Origin of the sequence: Streptomyces himastatinicus ATCC 53653, from assembly GCF_000158915.1 — a bacterium.
GTDB lineage: Bacteria > Actinomycetota > Actinomycetes > Streptomycetales > Streptomycetaceae > Streptomyces > Streptomyces himastatinicus.
The window spans coordinates 7,345,336-7,360,934 of the sequence record NZ_GG657754.1 but is presented as its reverse complement, the minus strand read 5'-3'; the positions used below and the strand labels follow the sequence as shown (position 1 = coordinate 7,360,934).

General features: G+C 71.2%; 14 protein-coding genes. 8 read left to right on the top strand and 6 right to left on the bottom strand.

Features of this window, described 5'->3' with window-relative positions; translation table 11 throughout:
- The first annotated feature begins 14 nt into the window (after nucleotides 1–14).
- From SSOG_RS31080 to SSOG_RS47015, 4 genes are all read left to right on the top strand, one after another.
- On the top strand, nucleotides 15–1,190 hold the full coding sequence (locus SSOG_RS31080) for an aldose epimerase family protein (protein WP_208867385.1): 1,176 nt from the start codon (nucleotides 15–17) through the stop codon (nucleotides 1,188–1,190).
- A gap of 87 nt (nucleotides 1,191–1,277) precedes the next feature.
- Complete coding sequence (locus tag SSOG_RS31075; protein WP_009718228.1) at nucleotides 1,278–2,540, top strand: pyroglutamyl-peptidase I; 1,263 nt, start codon at nucleotides 1,278–1,280, stop codon at nucleotides 2,538–2,540.
- 114 nt (nucleotides 2,541–2,654) lie between these two features.
- Nucleotides 2,655–4,085: an FG-GAP-like repeat-containing protein gene (locus SSOG_RS31070; RefSeq protein WP_245606416.1), complete on the top strand. Its 1,431-nt coding sequence runs from the start codon at nucleotides 2,655–2,657 to the stop codon at nucleotides 4,083–4,085.
- A gap of 247 nt (nucleotides 4,086–4,332) precedes the next feature.
- Complete coding sequence (locus SSOG_RS47015; protein WP_050800026.1) at nucleotides 4,333–5,343, top strand: DUF2599 domain-containing protein; 1,011 nt, start codon at nucleotides 4,333–4,335, stop codon at nucleotides 5,341–5,343.
- Between the two features lie 79 nt (nucleotides 5,344–5,422).
- On the opposite strand, the gene SSOG_RS31060 is transcribed toward SSOG_RS47015, so the two are convergent.
- The 6 genes from SSOG_RS31060 to SSOG_RS31035 all read right to left on the bottom strand — a co-directional run bounded on the left by SSOG_RS31060 (nucleotide 5,423) and on the right by SSOG_RS31035 (nucleotide 11,020).
- Complete coding sequence (locus tag SSOG_RS31060; RefSeq protein WP_050800025.1) at nucleotides 5,423–6,382, bottom strand: LysR family transcriptional regulator; 960 nt, start codon at nucleotides 6,380–6,382, stop codon at nucleotides 5,423–5,425.
- Nucleotides 6,383–6,410: 28 nt separating this feature from the next.
- Nucleotides 6,411–7,130: a GntR family transcriptional regulator gene (locus tag SSOG_RS31055; protein WP_009718224.1), complete on the bottom strand. Its 720-nt coding sequence runs from the start codon at nucleotides 7,128–7,130 to the stop codon at nucleotides 6,411–6,413.
- A 201-nt stretch (nucleotides 7,131–7,331) separates the two neighbouring features.
- Nucleotides 7,332–7,787: an NUDIX hydrolase gene (locus tag SSOG_RS31050; protein WP_009718223.1), complete on the bottom strand. Its 456-nt coding sequence runs from the start codon at nucleotides 7,785–7,787 to the stop codon at nucleotides 7,332–7,334.
- Nucleotides 7,784–8,575: an EI24 domain-containing protein gene (locus SSOG_RS31045; protein ID WP_009718222.1), complete on the bottom strand. Its 792-nt coding sequence runs from the start codon at nucleotides 8,573–8,575 to the stop codon at nucleotides 7,784–7,786. Before SSOG_RS31045 ends, SSOG_RS31050 begins: the two co-directional genes overlap by 4 nt.
- Before the next feature lie 18 nt (nucleotides 8,576–8,593).
- Nucleotides 8,594–9,925 (bottom strand): jacalin-like lectin, encoded by a 1,332-nt coding sequence (locus SSOG_RS31040; protein WP_039942012.1) that lies wholly within the window; start codon nucleotides 9,923–9,925, stop codon nucleotides 8,594–8,596.
- A gap of 39 nt (nucleotides 9,926–9,964) precedes the next feature.
- Nucleotides 9,965–11,020 carry a pectate lyase family protein gene (locus SSOG_RS31035; protein ID WP_245606415.1) on the bottom strand — a complete coding sequence of 352 codons (1,056 nt, stop codon included), beginning with the start codon at nucleotides 11,018–11,020 and terminating at the stop codon, nucleotides 9,965–9,967.
- Nucleotides 11,021–11,333: 313 nt separating this feature from the next.
- Here SSOG_RS31035 and SSOG_RS31030 point away from each other — a divergent pair, with 313 nt between their 5' ends.
- The 4 genes from SSOG_RS31030 to SSOG_RS31015 all read left to right on the top strand — a co-directional run bounded on the left by SSOG_RS31030 (nucleotide 11,334) and on the right by SSOG_RS31015 (nucleotide 15,505).
- Entirely contained in the window at nucleotides 11,334–12,113 is a 780-nt protein-coding gene (locus tag SSOG_RS31030) for an intradiol ring-cleavage dioxygenase (RefSeq protein WP_009718219.1), read from the top strand.
- Nucleotides 12,114–12,353: 240 nt separating this feature from the next.
- Nucleotides 12,354–13,067 (top strand): FadR/GntR family transcriptional regulator, encoded by a 714-nt coding sequence (locus tag SSOG_RS31025; RefSeq protein WP_050800024.1) that lies wholly within the window; start codon nucleotides 12,354–12,356, stop codon nucleotides 13,065–13,067.
- 18 nt (nucleotides 13,068–13,085) lie between these two features.
- Entirely contained in the window at nucleotides 13,086–14,597 is a 1,512-nt protein-coding gene (locus SSOG_RS31020) for a four-carbon acid sugar kinase family protein (protein ID WP_009718217.1), read from the top strand.
- Complete coding sequence (locus tag SSOG_RS31015; RefSeq protein WP_245606414.1) at nucleotides 14,597–15,505, top strand: class II fructose-bisphosphate aldolase; 909 nt, start codon at nucleotides 14,597–14,599, stop codon at nucleotides 15,503–15,505. Before SSOG_RS31020 ends, SSOG_RS31015 begins: the two co-directional genes overlap by 1 nt.
- Nucleotides 15,506–15,599 lie beyond the last annotated feature (94 nt).

Below are 15,599 nucleotides of genomic sequence, written 5' to 3'. Positions count from 1 at the left end.
CTATGGAGCCGCACATGACCACGAGCAGACGCACGGTGATCACGGCCGCGGCGGCGGCCGCCGGAGCGGCGGCCGCGGGCCCCGCGTACGCGAGCACCGGCGGTGCGTCCGGAAAGGAACGCGCGGTGACGGAACACGCGGTGAAGGAACACTTCGGCACGCTGGCCGACGGCACGAAGGTCGACCGCTGGACGATCGAGAACGGCCGCACCAGGCTGAGCGTGCTGTCGTACGGCGGTGTCGTCCAGACCCTGGAGATCCCCGACCGCCACGGCCACCGGGCCAATGTGTCGCTGGGCTTCGCCGACCTGGACGCGTACGTCGCCAGCAGCCCGTACTTCGGCGCCCTCATCGGCCGCTACGGCAACCGCATCGCCCGCGGCACGTTCACCCTCGACGGGAAGGCGTACCAACTGCCCGTCAACGACGGCCCGAACAGCCTCCACGGCGGCGACAAGGGCTTCGACAAGCGGGTCTGGACCGTCGAGCCCTTCCGCAAGGGCCCCGACGTCGGCCTCACCCTCCGCCGGGTCAGCCCCGACGGCGAGATGGGCTACCCGGGCGCGCTCACCGTGCGCGTCGACTACACCCTCACCGCGGCGGGCGACTTCCGCATCGACTACGAGGCCACCACCGACAAGGCCACCGTCGTCAACCTCACCAACCACACCTACTACAACCTGGCCGGGGAGGGCTCGGGGTCCATCTACGACCACCGCCTCCAGATCGCGGCCTCCCGCTACACCCCGGTCGACAAGACCCTCATCCCGACCGGCGAGCTGGCCAAGGTCGCCGGGACCCCGTTCGACTTCCGCCGCGCCAAGGAGATCGGCCGGGACATCCGGGAGGCCCACCAGCAAGTGCTGTACGGCCAGGGAATCGACCACAACTTCGCCCTCGACAAGGGCCTCACCCGCCGCCCCGAGCACATCGTGACGGTGACCGAGCCGGAGTCGGGCCGGGTCATGAAGATCGCGACGACCGAGCCCGGCGTCCAGTTCTACACGGGTAACTTCCTGACCGGCACCTTCGCCGGCACGTCCGGCCAGGTCTACCGCCAAGGCGACGGCTTCTGCCTGGAGACCCAGCACTTCCCGGACTCCCCCAACCAGCCGTCGTTCCCCTCGACGGTCCTCCGCCCGGGCGACACCTACCGCTCCACGACGGTGCACTCCTTCTCGACGCGCTGAGCCCCGGCTCTCCCGCTCCCTCCCGCCCCGCGTCCGCGCGGAGCGGGAGGTTCGTCATTTCCGCCCTTCCCTCCGAGAGGCCCTCGTATGAGACCGATACGCACCCTCCTGACCCTCGCCCTGGCCGCCCTTCCCCTGACCCAGACCACCCCGGCGGCGGCCCAGGAAGCCACACCCACCGTGGAGGAGCGGCGCCTCGACCAGGCCGTCCCTCAGGAGATCCTGCGCCGCAGTGGCTTCGACGACGTGGCGCCGGGCTTCGCGCGGGATCTGGCGGACGTACGGTCCGCCGCGCAGGCCGAGCGCGTCGTACGGCGGGACGGCGGGCGGTTGTGGGAACGGGCGGTGGACCGGGTGCGGGGTCGGGGGCCCGCCGGTGGTGATCTGAGCCGGGACGACGACCGGCCGCTGTACTGGGCCCGGCTCGGGATGACCCGGGCCCTCGGCGAGTGGCGGCCGGACTTCCCGCTGAGCGAAGCCCGCCGGGCCGAGCTGCTGACCGCCCTGGAACGCGGCTCCCGGGGGCAGGACTCGCTCGACCTCCCCGCGGGCAAGCACATCAAGCGCATCGTGGTCACCGGATTCGACCCGTTCCAGCTGGACGCCGACGTCCGCCGCTCCAACCCATCGGGCGCGGCGGCGCTCGCGCTGGACGGGACGACGCTGCGTACGCCCGACGGCCCGGCGCGCGTCGAGACCGCCGTCTTCCCCGTCCGCTGGGCGGACTTCGCGGACGGCACGGTCGAGCGCACCCTGCTGCCGGTGTTCCGCCACGGGCCGCGCCGGGTGGACGCCTTCATGACGGTGAGCCAGGGCCGGGTGGGCCGCTTCGACGTCGAGCGCACCAACGGCGCCTGGCGCGGCGGTTACCCCGACAACGCCAATGTCTCGCGCACCGAGACCGTCCCGATCCCGGTCGGTGTGCCCACCCCGCGTCCGCAGCCGCAGTGGACGACGACCACGCTCCCGTACGCGAGCGTCGTCGCGGCGAACACCGGGCCGTTCCCCGTGTACGACAACACCACCGTCACCGAGATCCCGGCGGGTGCCACCGCCCCGGTGGTCCGCCCCGACGGCCCGACCCCCGGGTCGACGGCCCGCGCGGGCGGTGGCGGCGACTACCTCTCCAACGAGATCGCCTACCGTGCCACGCTGCTGCGCGACGCGGTCGGGCTGAAGGTCCCGGGCGGCCATCTCCACACCCCCGTGCTGCAATTCGGCCCGAACAACACCGACCCGGGGACGGGCCAGGTCATCGACCCGGACTTCGTCCGCAACCGCGAGGCCATCACCGCCCAGGTGCGCTCGGTGCTCACGGTGGTCGCGGCGGGAGATGTCAGCGGGCGGTGAGCCCCTCGTGTTTTTCGTGGGTTCTGCAACCATTCAACTTTCAGTTCCCTCTACCTCCTTGACACGCATGCGGTACCCAATGGAGGTTTTGTGCGCAAGAGGACCAGAGGTGTGGTGGGCGTAGCAGTCGGCGCCGCCATGACCGCCGCCGTGGCCGCCGGGGCCAATGCCGCCGTAGCGGACGGCGCCGGGCCGGACCGGGAACAGCCTGCCGCGGCGGAAAAGACCACACCGGGCGACATCGACCACGACGGCTACGCCGACCTCGGGGTGGGTGCGCCCGACGGCACCGTCTCCGGGAAGTCCAAGTCGGGCTACGTGGGCGTGACCTACGGCGCCCGGTCCGGCGTCGACACCGCCCGGCACAGCACGCTGTCGCAGGCGAGCCCGGGAGTCCCCGGCACCCCCGAGGCCGGGGACCACTTCGGCTCGGCCGTCGTGCGCGGCGATGTGGACGGGGACGGCTACACCGACCTGATCGTCGCCGCGAACCAGGAGGCCATCGGCACCACCAAGCGGGCCGGTTCCGTCACGGTCGTCTTCGGTGCCAAGGGCGGCCTCTCCGGCGACGCCATCGCCTTCCACGCGCCGCAGGCCACCGCCTACGCGCTGTTCGGCGACACGATGGCCGTGGGCGACTACAACCACGACGGCCGCGACGACATCGCCATCTCCGACGGCACCAAGGTCCAGCTCGTGGGCGGCGCGGCGAACCTGCGCAAGACGGCCACCCCGAAGATGACGGCCGTCACCCCGCCCGGTGGCGGAGCGGGCATCGAGCACCTGTCCTCCGGCGACATCAACGGGGACGGCTTCGCCGACCTGGTCACCGTCGCCTACCAGGACGACCCCGCCGACGAGGGCACGCTCGGCGTGCTGCCGGGCTCGTCCGGCGGGCTGAAGAGCACCCCGCTGGGCGAGGACGTCCCGCTGCCGTTCGCCTCGTACCGGGCCGTGGTGGGTGACATCAACGGCGACGGCAAGGACGACGTCGTCACGGACACCGGCTTCGAGGACGGTCCGGACGACGCGCGCCTGCGCACGTACCCGGGCAGCGCCGCGGGGCTCGACACCGCCAACCCGGTGATCTGGAAGGGCACGCCGCAGAACGGCATCGCCTCCCGGCTCACCGACATCAACGGCGACGGCCACGACGACCTCGTGGTCGGCGACACCGGTGCCGAGGCCCCCGGCGGCTACAACGACGCCGGTGCCATCACCGTCCTCAAGGGAACCGGGGACTGGCTGACCGACGCGGGTGCGCAGACCTTCTCCCTCGACACCGAGGGCGTCCCCGGCGAGATGGCGGGCAACGACAAGTTCGGCGACGCCGTCTCACCGGCCGACTACAACGGCGACGGCAAGCCCGACCTGGCCGTCGGCATCCCCAACCGCACCGAGGGCGCGGGCGCGACGGCCCTCCTGTACGCGGGCGCCGACGGACTCACCGCTGAGGGCTCCGCCCTCATCGGCCCGGGCGACCTCGGCGCCCCGACGACCGATGCCGCCTTCGGCACGGAACTGTCCGGCCCGGCGACGAAGTAGCACGACATCCCCTCAGACGGCGGCCCGGCCCGATCAGGCCGGGCCGCCGCCGTCGGGTGTGCTCGGCACCGTGGCCGCGCTTGATAACGAAACCGCTATGAGTCTGCACGAAAGACGAATCAGCACGTCCTTGAGCTGCACAAGCGCCTCGTGACACGTTCATTGGGCCGGGAGGTATCCGGGGTTCGAATGTCATGTCCAGGACATTCGCGCGCGCTTTCCGTCGACAGGAGGCAGGCAAGTGACAATGCTGAAACGACTTCTGGGCTCGGCCGTGGGAGCGGCGGTGCTACTCGGCTCGGGCCTGGCGCCGCCAGCGCAGGCGGCCGATGCGACGACCGGCCGGCCCGATGGCGCAGAGGCAAAGGCGCTGCGCATCGCCGAGCGGATCGACAAGGCTTTCCCGGACACCGGGCAGGATTTCGTCCGGGCCCGCGCCCAGGCCGGGCAGGGGCTGGCGGCAAGCGGCCACCACCTGCGCATCGACCTGCCCGACACCAGCCGTGACAGCCTGACGCTGGCCCGGACAGGCGCAGGCGACCGCGCACCGTTGAGTCTGAGTCTGCCGAAGGGGGCGGCCCAACGTCCCGCGCAGCCGGCGAAGGACGGCACTGTCGCCTATCCCGACGCGCTGCCGCACACCGACCTGGCCGTGCGGCCGATGAAGCGCAGCGCTCGGGTGCAGTCCGTGCTGAAAGACGCCGCGGCGCCCAGCGAGTTCACCTACCCCGTGGAGGTGCCGAAGGGAGGCCGGCTCAGCCAAGGCAAGGACGGCAGCGTCGCGGTAATGGACGCACGCGGAAAACCGGTGGGCGGGATCGACGCCCCTGCGGCCAGGGACGCCAACGGGAAGGCTGTGCCCGCCTCGTACCGCGTCGAGGGGAACAGCGTGGTGCAGACCGTACGGCATGACGCGGCCGCGCATCCCGTGGTGGCGGATGCGCAGGCGAGCGGGGGTGCCATCCTCTCGGCACACTGGGACGTGCGCGGAGACGGGCCGTCCTTCTATGTGGCGACTGCCGATTGGTTCCGGAACAACCAGCTGATACGGCCCAACTTCGGCACGGGCGTCGCCTGGGTGGAATTGCTACAGGAGTACGGGCCCCTCATCCCCAACAACCGCGGCGGCTTGTACGACCAGTTCGCATGCCACCACCAGTTCGCCCAAGGCAATCCCGAATGGCATCTGGAGGACTGGCGCCAGGACGGCTCCTATCCCTGGACGGTCTGGTGGGAGTGCAACCCGCCGCGCGCCTGACGCCCCTGGTCACGACCGGGCCCCCGATCCCGTACGCCCCGCCGCAACCCCGCTGGCGGGGCGTACGAACCGACCGGCGTCAGCCGGATGGCTTCTGGCGGAGAACGGTCCGTGCGATGTCCCGTATCAGGGCGATGTCCGGGCGATTGCGGTTCTTGGCGAACCAGGCGAGGGCCATCGTGCAGGGCGGAGCGTCCGTCACATCCCGGTAGCGGATTCCAGGGCGTGGATAGAAGTCGCGGGCCGAGGCGGGGAGCATGCCGATGGTCTGGCCGCGGGCGATCATGTGCAGTACGCCCTCGATGTCCACGGCCAGGGGCCCGAATCGGACCGGTGTCCCGTTGGGCCGCGGATTGACGGCCCAGAAGTCCCGCCACTCCTGAGGGGATTCCGGCGGCATGAGCGGCATGGCGCGATCGGTGAGGTCGTCGAGGGTGAGCCGCTCATGCGCGGTCAGCGGGTCGTCGGCCGGAAGGCAGACGACGCGGGGTTCCTCGGCCAGGAGCAGGGTCTGGATACCGGACGGCGCGGGCGGGCGCAGGAAGGCTATGTCCACCTCGCCGCAGGCCAGCGCCTCGTACTGGTTGACGAAGTTGAGGCTGCGCATCTCGATGGCGACATCGGGGTGGCGCGTGTGCAGTTCGTCCAGGATGGCGCGGGTGTGGGGCATCGCGGGCTCGGCGGTGAGGGTGCCGACGACGATCCGCCCGCAGATCCCGCGCGTTCGTGTGTCGGCGACATGGCGCAGGGTGGCCATGGCGTCCGCGACGGCGTGAGCGTGGGGAAGGAGGGTCTGCCCGGCGTGGGTGAGCTCGACGACGCGGCTGGTGCGCTCGACCAGTTGCAGGCCGAGTCGCCGTTCCAGCACGCGGATCTGCTGGCTGAAGGCCGGCTGCGACATGAACAGCCGGGCGGCGGCACGCCCGAAGTGCAACTCCTCCGCAAGCACCACGAACAGCCGCAGTTGGTGGACGCTCGGCTCGGAGCGCCCGTCCGGCCCACCGGGTGGACGAACTCCCTCATCCCTGCCTGCGGTCATACACAGAAAGCTATCCCCGCGCGGGCCGTCAGCTCTCGCCCGGCCCTTTTCGGCGAGTCTGCCGGATCAGGAACCTCCCGGACATTGAGGGCACCTTGACGATGAGCCCTTCGGCCAGGAGTTTCGGCACGGATTTGACGACGGTTGTCTGGCCCATGCCGTAGCGGTGGGCGAGTTTTATGCTGCTCGGCAGCGGCTCGCCGGGGATGAGGGCACCGTTGAGGATGTCGTCGCGGATTGACTTGACCAATTGATCCGATTTGCTGAGCAGTCGTCGTGAGCCCGGCCTTTCCCGGGGGTCGCGTACGAGTTTTCCTATGGAGGCTCGGGTCTCCACCAGTTCCTCGTCGACCAGGATCTTGATGACCTGGACCACCACATGCCCGGGGACCCGATGTGCTCGGGCGAGCACGCGGTTGGAGGGCAGCAGCGTTCCGGAGGGGTAGGTGCCGTCCTCGATCTGCCGGCGGATCACGGCGGCCAGGTGAGTGGCCCGCTCGGCTGTTGTCCGTGGTGGATTCTGCCCGGGAACCGCGACGCGCGTTCCCGCGCTCCCGAGGGCACCGTGGAGCACCCCATGTTCCTTGAGGCGTCGTAGCGCGTTACCGGCCGTGCTGAGGGATACCCCCAGCCGGCGGGCGAGTTCGGCGCCCGTCGCCACCAGGTCACCCGGCTCGTAGCGGCCGTCCGCGATCTCCTTCAGGATGAATTGCTCGACGGTTTCTCTCTTGTGCACCGGCGGAAGCACCTCTCCGTCGGCGAGCTGCTGGGCCAGCGCCGCGGCGATCGTCTCGGACTATGAGGGTCAAGGACTTCCTTGAGGAAGTGGGCAACGGAGAGCAGTCCGATATCCGCCCTCACGGATGTTGCGTTCCGATCCTCACCGATCGCATCCCCGGCCGTGAAGGAGCTGATGATTCACATTCAGCCCGCATCGATCACCCATCCCTTATCGATCCGATGGCGCCCGGGAAAAATGCCCCGTCCTGTCGGCGAGCAGCAGGGCCAAGGGGCCGGCCGGAAGGAGGAAGCGCCCCCGGGAGACCGCGTCGATCGCATCGCTCATCGACCACCAGGAGAGGGTGAAGTCCTGCTCGGTGGGGGTGAGTTCCTGAGGGCCAAGGGTCAGGTGCCGGGCCTCGAAGAGGTGCACCCGTGCCGGTGAGCCGAGCGTCATGGCGTACGCACCCAGCGACCGCCAGGCCCCGGCGGTGATCCCCGCCTCCTCCCGCAGCTCTCGCCGCGCGCACTCCTCCGCCGTCTCTCCGTCCTCCCGGCGCCCGCCGGGCAGGAACAGGTAGTCGCCACCGTGGCGGGGGAAGTGGGCGCTCAGCAGGGCCACCAGCCCGTTCGTGTCGCGGGCCACCACCACGGAGGCGTCGCGGGCCGGGTGGTGATCCGTCACGCGCTGCCCAGCGCTCCCGCCGCGGTGTCGCCCTGGGGCGGGGCGGCGGCCTCGCCCGTGAGGTCGCGGACGAGGAGGGTCGCGCCCGCTACGGCGCCCGGCATGAGGAAGACCGCGACCAGGGGGAGCAGGAAGAGCAGGGCGAGGGGGAGGCCGAAGCCGACCGTGAGGAGGCGGCGGCCGCGGAGCATGCGGCGGCGCTCCTTGAGCAGGACGCCGCGGCGCAGCAGGGCGACCGAGGTCAGCTCCTCGGCGAGGAAGAAGCCGGTCACGCAGAGGGCGAGGGCGGGGATCACGGTCTGGCCGATGAACGGGATGAAGCCGAGCGCGAAGAAGAGCACGCTCCACAGGGTGACGCGGATGAGCAGGGCGAGGGCCTCGCGGATGCCGATCCACACCTCCTGCCAGGTCGACAGGCCCGATTCGGGGACCTCGCCGCCTTCGGAGCGGTCGACCTCCTCGGAGAGGGATTCGTAGAAGGGCTGGCCGACCAGGAGCGTGACCGCGGTGAACGTGATCACCGCGAGGAAAGAGGCAGGCGGTGCCGAAGAGGATCGCGAGCGCGTCGCGGAAGGCGCCGAGCCAGGGTGAGGACCAGTCGTCGGCGAAGGGGGGTGGCCCAGGCGATGACGTGACAGAGTCCAGTAGAAGAGGACGACGAGGGCCGCCGCGTATCCGACGAGGGTGATGAGGGCCGGGATCATCCCGATCCCCCACCACCTCCCGTGCTGGGCCACCCAGCGTTGGCCCTTCACCAGATAGCCGATGCCCACTCCAAGATCACGCATGGGCGGAAGCCTACTTGGCTAGCGTGGCGCGTAGATGACGCCCAGCTTGTCGATCTCTTCACCGGCGCGGCCGGTGAAGCCCACGATCTGCCAGCCGTCGGGGGCGGTGAACGTGGCGGTGTCGGAGGTGGGGGTTCCGGCCGCCACGGTGCGGCCCTTGTCGGTGGTGAAGGCCGCGGAGAAGAGGCGGGTGCGGCCGTCCTTCTGGCCGCGGCTGAGGGTGGCGGAGGTGAGGTGTTCACCGGAGCCGAGGGTGAGGGAGGCCGGGGTGCCGCCGCTGCCGCCGTGGCCGAGGGTCGTACCGCCGGACAGGGTCAGGGACACCGCGTCCAGGCGGGAGCCGCCGCGCAGGGTGAGGGTGCGGGGCGCGGGGGTGGCGGGGAGGTCGTCGGCGTCGTTGAAGGCGGTGCCGTGCGGTCCGCCGAACTGGTCTCCGGCGCGGAGCGTGTCGGCCGCCTTCCAGGAGAAGTCCACGGTGTGCGGGTAGTGGTCGGACAGCGGCTTGCCCTCGGCGTCGAGGAAGTCGGTGTTCTCGTTGTTGTAGCGGGCGGCGGTGAGGGAGAGGAGCGGGCCAGAGCGGTAGAGGACCTTGTCGACGACCTCGCAGGTGTTGGTGACGTTATCCGGGTCGCACACGAGCGCGTCGGACCCGGCGGGCGGGGCCGAGCCGCCGCGGACGAGGTTCACCCATGCGTCGGTGAGGCCGTTGCGGGTGGCGAGGTCGCGGATGTTGTCGGCGGCGCGGGTGTAGCGGGTGTTGGTGTCGCCCATGACGAGCACCGCGTTTCCGGCCGAGTTGGCGGTGATGAAGTCGGAGAGCTGGGTGATGTTGGCACGGCGGGCGGCGAGGTCGGCGTCGGTGGTGCCCGCGTTGGTGTGCACGTTGTAGAGGTCCAGGTACGCGCCTTCGGCGAGCCGCACCCGGGCGAGGGTGAAGCCCTTGGGGGTGAGGCAGTCGGTGCCGTTGCACTTGGTCCACTTGACCCGCTCGAAGTCGTCGTACGGCAGGTCGGAGAGGGTGTTGAGGCCGTCGCCGAAGGCCGCGCCGCCGCTGGTGGGGGTGCGGTACGGGTGGTCGTCACCGGCGTAGAGCGCGGCGTGGTAGTTGAAGTCCTCCTGGACGTTGACGATGTCGTACGCGCCCAGGCGGGGCGAGATCAGCGGGGTGTTCTTCTCGGGGTGGCCGGACGACAGGCCCTCGGGGAGTCCGGCCACGTTGTAGGTGAGGGCGTTGAACGAGCCGGAGGCGGGGGCCGCGGCCTTGGTGTCCGCCGCGGCGGGCGTGGTGGCGAGCGTGCCCGCACCGATGGCGATGGCCGCCGCGGCCGCGACGGCCGTGCGGCGTCCGATGAATCTCACGAAAAGTGTCCTCTCGGGGAGTTGCGAGGGTCAGAGCTTGCCGGTGCCCGCCTGGGCGGTCACCGAGGCGACCACCGACGACGCCGGTTCAGCCGTGTACGCGTAAGGCGGCTTGGTGAAGGTGCCGGTCTGGGAGATCTCGGTGGCGCCGCCGCCCAGGTCGTTTCCGCGGAGCACCGCGGAGCCGTCCACGTCGCTGCTCCGGCTGGTGGTCACGGCGATCTTGGTGTCGCGGAACACGTTGTTCTCCACCAGCATCTGCGCGCCCATCCGGGAGTGGACGGCGGTGTCCGCGCCCTGGACGTAGTTGTCGTAGAAGTGGCCGGTGCCGAAGCGGAGGCTGGGGATGCGGGAGTAGACGTTGCTGAACCAGTTGTGGTGGTAGGTCACCTTGAGATGTCCGGTGTCCTCACTGGCGTTCTTGTCGCTGTGCCCGACCAGGCTGCCCTTGAAGTGGTCGGCGAACTTGTTCCAGGAGACGGTGATGTTGTCGGAGCCGTGGTTGATGTCCAGCAGGCCGTCGTAATAGTCCTTGTCGTGGTCCCGGTCGGCGGAGAACGTGTTGTGGTCGATCCACACCCTGGTGGACTCCTGGACCGTCACCCCGTCGGACGGCTTCCTCGGCTTGCTGATGGCGAGGTTGCGGATGATGACGTTCGTGGCCTCCTTCAGCCGCAGACCGCCGCCGGTGAATCCGGAGCCCGAACCGACGCCCAGCACGGTGGTGTTGGAGCCGATGTCCACCTGGCCGGTGAGGGAGAGCAGACCGGACACCTTGACGACCTTGGCGCTGTCACCGGCGACGGCGGTCTGGAAGGCGGCGAGGGTGGTGACGGTGGTGGCGGTGGCGGTGCCGCCGCCCGTGGTGCCCGCGCCGAAACCGATGGGGGTGTCCGCCACCGCGGCGGCTCCGCGCGTGGCGGGCGTGGCGGGCGTGGCGGCGTCCGCGTCCTGCGCCGAGACCGCGGCCAGGCCCCCGAGCGCGAGGGTGGCGGCCACGCCCGCGGCGACGGCCGTCAGCCGGCGCCGGTTGTGGCCCATACCCGTAGTGGCGTCCGTCGTGAAGTGGTCACCTGCGGAGTTCATAAGGAGCCCTCTCGGTCGGAGGATCCCCACCCGGAGGGGCAATCGCTTGCGGGAGGCGCACGGCAAGCACGTCGGTCACCGGGGCCGGTGGAGATCGTCAAAGGTGCGGCTCTGACGGTGGCGAATTTCGCTGCCCGGACGCGGTGTGGTCAGGACCGCCCCAGCAGACGACAGCCATCACAGAAGAAGCTAGTAAGCGCTTGTTCGTGGTGTCAACACCGCTGACTGATAAGGGAGTTGGCGATAAGAAGAGTTGACGCGCGGAGACTTTGCCGAACTGACAGGTACCCCACAGCAATCACCCCTACTTTCCATGCCCATGACAGACGCATCCCCCGCCCCCATCGGGCGACGCAGAGTACTGATTGCCGGAAGCGCCGCCGCCGCGGCCGTCGGAATCGGCGCCGGAACCGCCGCCACCCGCCCCGAGGCTGCCGCCACCGACGCCACGGACGCGGTCCCCGCCGCCAACGCGATCTGCACCCTCACCAAGCAGCTCACCGAGGGCCCGTACTACCTCGACCACGCCCTCGTACGGGCCGACGTCAGCGAGGACAAACAGGGCGTACCGCTGGAGCTGGTCCTCCCCGTCGTCGACAGGGACACCTGCGCACCGCTCAACAAAGCGCTCGTGGAGATCTGGTACTGCGACGCGCTCGGCGAGTACTCCGGCTTCGTCGGCAACAACGGCCACCAGGAGCCGGACAACGGGAAGTTCCTGCGCGGCGGTGTGCTCACCGGCACCGACGGCGTGGCCAAGCTGAAGGGCATCTACCCCGGCTGGTACCGCGGCCGCTGCATCCACATCCACATCAAGGTGCACACGGGCGTCACGCTCACCGCCGACGGCTCGTTCACCGGCGGCAACGAGATCCACACCGGTCAGCTCTTCTTCGACGAGGCGATCACCCGGGCGGTCGCCAAGCTGACCCCGTACTCCACCAACACCGTCCCCCGCACCCCGCTCTCCTCCGACGGGATCTACGGCAACGGCGGCACCGCCGCCGGGCTGATGGCGGTGACGGCGCTGGGCAGCACCCCGTCGGCCGGATATCGCGGCACCCTCACCCTGGGCATCGACGCGGACGCCTGACCGGTAACGCCACAACGCCGCACGAAAACGTCCCCACGCACGCCGCCCCCCACATCCGTCCCCTACCGCTCGGTACCGCTCGATACCCACACCACGCCCCGCCCGGCCTCTTCCCGGGCGGGGCTCGCTTTTTCGCCAGGAAGTCTCCTGGGGGGTCTTGACGATGGCCGAAACCCCACCTACGTTCTCCTGGACATCAGATGTCTGATGTCTGAGGTTCTGGCAAGGAGGTCGAGAGCAATGCCGCTGTCCGACGACATCGCCGAGCGACTGCTGACCGCGATCATCGACGGCCACTATCCGCCCGGCACAGCCCTCCCCCCGGAGGGCGTACTGGCCGAGCAGCACGCCGCCAGCCGGCTCACGCTGCGCGAGGCGGTCAAGGTCCTGCGCTCGCAGAACGTCGTCCGCATCCACCGCGGACGCGGTACGTACGTCAACACCCCGGACCAGTGGACCGCCCTGGAGCCGATGATCCGCGCGGCCGCCGCCGGGCCCCGGACGGGCGGGGCGGCGGGCGGGGCGATCTCCGAGAAGCTGATCGAGGCCCGGCAGATGATCGAGGTCGGCGCCGCGCAGCTGGCCGCGGTCCGGCGCACCGACGACGATCTGGCCGAACTCGCCGAGCTGCTGGACGAGATGCGGGCGGCGGCCGGGGCCGGGGACACCGAGCAGTTCGTGACCGCCGACATCGCGTTCCACGAGGTGGTGATGCGCGCCTCCGGCAACGCCTTCGTCCCGCTGCTCTTCGAGCCGTTCGGACGGCTGCTGATCGAGGGCCGCCGTCAGACCTCCGCCGTGCCGCAGATCCGTACGAACGCCATCGCCCATCACGAGAGCGTCCTGGCGGCGCTGCGCGGCGGGGATCCGGAGCAGGCCCGGCGCGCGATGGACGACCACATGACGCAGACGGCGGACGATCTTCAGACCCACGTCATCGAGCCACGCCGCTAGCCCCCTCCCCCTCCTCTCATGCACATCGCCGCACCGGCGGTGCGCCCCGGCCTGCCCGAAAACGGCCAGGAACAGCCGGAACAGCACGAACGCGTCAGGAAAGTAGAGCCGCACATGCCCGACACCGACACCGCGCACTTCCCCGAGGCGCACGAGCTGCCACCGCCCCGCGAGGTCGCCCCCGGCGAGGTGGCCGCCGCCATCGCCGACGGCCGCCGTCTGGTCGTCCTGGACGACGACCCCACCGGCACCCAGACCGTCGCCGGAGTGCCCGTCCTCACTGCCTGGACGGTCGACGACCTGCGGTGGGCGCTGCGCCAGGACAGCACGGCCTTCTTCGTCCTCACCAACACCCGCAGCCTCGCCCCGGACACCGCCGCCGCCCGCAACCGCGAGGTCGTACGAGCACTCGCGGAGGCGTCCGCGGCCGAGGGCGTGGGCTACGTCCTGGCCAGCCGCAGCGACTCCACGCTGCGCGGGCACTTCCCGCTGGAGACGGACGTCCTGGCCGAGGAGACGCCCGTGGACGGCGTCGTCCTCGTCCCCGCGTACATCGAGGCGGGCCGGTTCACCGCCGACTCCGTGCACTGGATGCGGACGGCCGACGGGATGCTTCCGGTCGGCCGGAGCGAGTTCGCGCGCGACGCCACGTTCGGGTACGCCAACTCCCGGCTGCCCGAGTGGATCGAGGAGAAGACGGGCGGGCGCGTGTCCGCCGGAGACGTCGTACGGATCACCCTGGAGGACCTGCGGCTGCGCGGCCCGGGCCATGTCGCCCGGCTGCTGGCCTCGCTGCGCGACGGCCGGATGGCGGTGGCGGACGCGCTCTGCGACGACGATCTGCGCGTCCTGGCCCTGGCGGGGGCGACCGCGGAGTCCGAGGGCGCTCGGCTGGTCTACCGGTGTGGCCCCTCGTTCGTACGGGCCCGGGCGGGCCAGGGCGCCCGCGCCCCGCTCACCCCGGCCGAGCTGCGGCACCTCGGTGACGGGGCGGCGGCCCATGGGCTCATCGCCGTCGGGTCCCATGTCGGCCAGACCACCCGGCAGCTGGACCGGCTGCGCGAGCGCGGCGGGATCGCCGAGTTCGAACTCGATGTGCACGCCCTGCTCGACGAGGGGCGGCGCGCCACCCACATCGCCGACGTGGCGGCGGCGTGCGCGCAGGCCCTCGCCACGAGTGAGGTCGTCGTACGCACCAGCCGCGCCCTTGTCACCGGCGCCGACGCGGACGACTCCCTGGCGATCGCGCGCAGCGTGTCCGCCGCGCTGGTCGCCACCGTACGGGCCGTCACGGCGGCCCGGCGCCCCGCGTACGTCATCGCCAAGGGCGGCATCACCTCCAGCGACGTCGCGACCGAGGGGATGGAGATCCGCCGGGCCTGGGCGCGCGGCACCCTGCTGCCCGGCATCGTCTCGCTGTGGGAACCCGAGTCCGGCCCGAGCGTCGGCATCCCGTACGTCGTGTTCCCCGGGAACGTCGGGGACGACAACGCCCTCGCGGACGCCATCGACTTGTTCAGGAGCCGATGATGCTGCTCACCGGAACCGACGCGCTGACCGACGCCGCCCGCGAGGGCCGCGCGATACCCGGCTTCGTCGCGTACAACCTCGAAACGGTGCAGGGCATCGTGGCGGCGGCGGAGGCCTCGGACACGCCGGTGCTGCTCCAGGCCGGGTCGAGCGCCTTCAAGCACGCGGGGCGCGAGGCGCTGATGGGGCTCGCCCTGGACGCGGCCCGGCGGTCGCCCGCGCCCATCGGCGTCCACCTGGACCACAGCCGCGACCTGGACGAGATCGCCGCGTGCGTCGACGCGGGCTATACGTCGGTGATGGTCGACGGCTCGCATCTGCCGTTCGCGGAGAACATCGTGCTGACCCGGCAGGCCGTGCGGCGCGCCCACGCGGCCGGTGTCTGGGTCGAGGCCGAACTCGGCGCGCTGGCCGGTGACGAGGACGTGTCCACGGGCGCGACGGCGCCCGGCAGCTCGATGACCGACCCGGCGCAGGCGGCCGAGTTCGTGGCCGCGACCGGCATCGACGCCCTGGCCGTGGCCGTCGGCAATGTCCACGGCTTCACGACCGAGCCGGTACGGCTGGACCTGCCCCGCCTGGAACGCATCCGCGCCGCGGTCCCCGTCCCCCTCGTCCTCCACGGCGCGAGCGGCCTCCCGGAGCCGCAACTGCTGGGCGCGGTACGGCGCGGCGTCGCCAAGGTCAACGTGAACGCGGAGCTGCGCCGGGCGTACCTGGCCGCTGTCGCGTCAACGCTCCCGGACGCCACGGGCGGCGCGGACGTCGTCGCGACGTGGGGCGGCGGGCCGGGCCGCGGTGGCGGCCACGGCCCGCCGGATCGCCGAGCGACTGGCGTCGGCGGCCGAGGGCTGATCCCCCACCCCGCCCCTTCCCGGCCCCAGTCGATTTGCGGCTCCGCCGCGTGAAGGGGCTCCGCCCCTGGCACCCCACGGGGCTGCGCCCCGAAACCCCGCCGGTCCGCCGGTCCGGATGACGGCCCACCCGGGCCGGTCCCGCGGG

Excerpts from the sequence above, each read along its gene's own strand:
- SSOG_RS31080 (WP_208867385.1), top strand. The coding sequence starts at position 15 with ATGACCACGAGCAGACGCACGGTGATCACGGCCGCGGCGGCGGCCGCC.
- SSOG_RS31075 (WP_009718228.1), top strand. The coding sequence starts at position 1,278 with ATGAGACCGATACGCACCCTCCTGACCCTCGCCCTGGCCGCCCTTCCC.
- SSOG_RS47015 (WP_050800026.1), top strand. The coding sequence starts at position 4,333 with ATGCTGAAACGACTTCTGGGCTCGGCCGTGGGAGCGGCGGTGCTACTC.
- SSOG_RS31060 (WP_050800025.1), bottom strand. The coding sequence starts at position 6,382 with ATGACCGCAGGCAGGGATGAGGGAGTTCGTCCACCCGGTGGGCCGGAC.
- SSOG_RS31045 (WP_009718222.1), bottom strand. The coding sequence starts at position 8,575 with ATGCGTGATCTTGGAGTGGGCATCGGCTATCTGGTGAAGGGCCAACGC.
- SSOG_RS31035 (WP_245606415.1), bottom strand. The coding sequence starts at position 11,020 with ATGAACTCCGCAGGTGACCACTTCACGACGGACGCCACTACGGGTATG.
- SSOG_RS31030 (WP_009718219.1), top strand. The coding sequence starts at position 11,334 with ATGCCCATGACAGACGCATCCCCCGCCCCCATCGGGCGACGCAGAGTA.
- SSOG_RS31025 (WP_050800024.1), top strand. The coding sequence starts at position 12,354 with ATGCCGCTGTCCGACGACATCGCCGAGCGACTGCTGACCGCGATCATC.
- SSOG_RS31020 (WP_009718217.1), top strand. The coding sequence starts at position 13,086 with ATGCACATCGCCGCACCGGCGGTGCGCCCCGGCCTGCCCGAAAACGGC.
- SSOG_RS31015 (WP_245606414.1), top strand. The coding sequence starts at position 14,597 with ATGCTGCTCACCGGAACCGACGCGCTGACCGACGCCGCCCGCGAGGGC.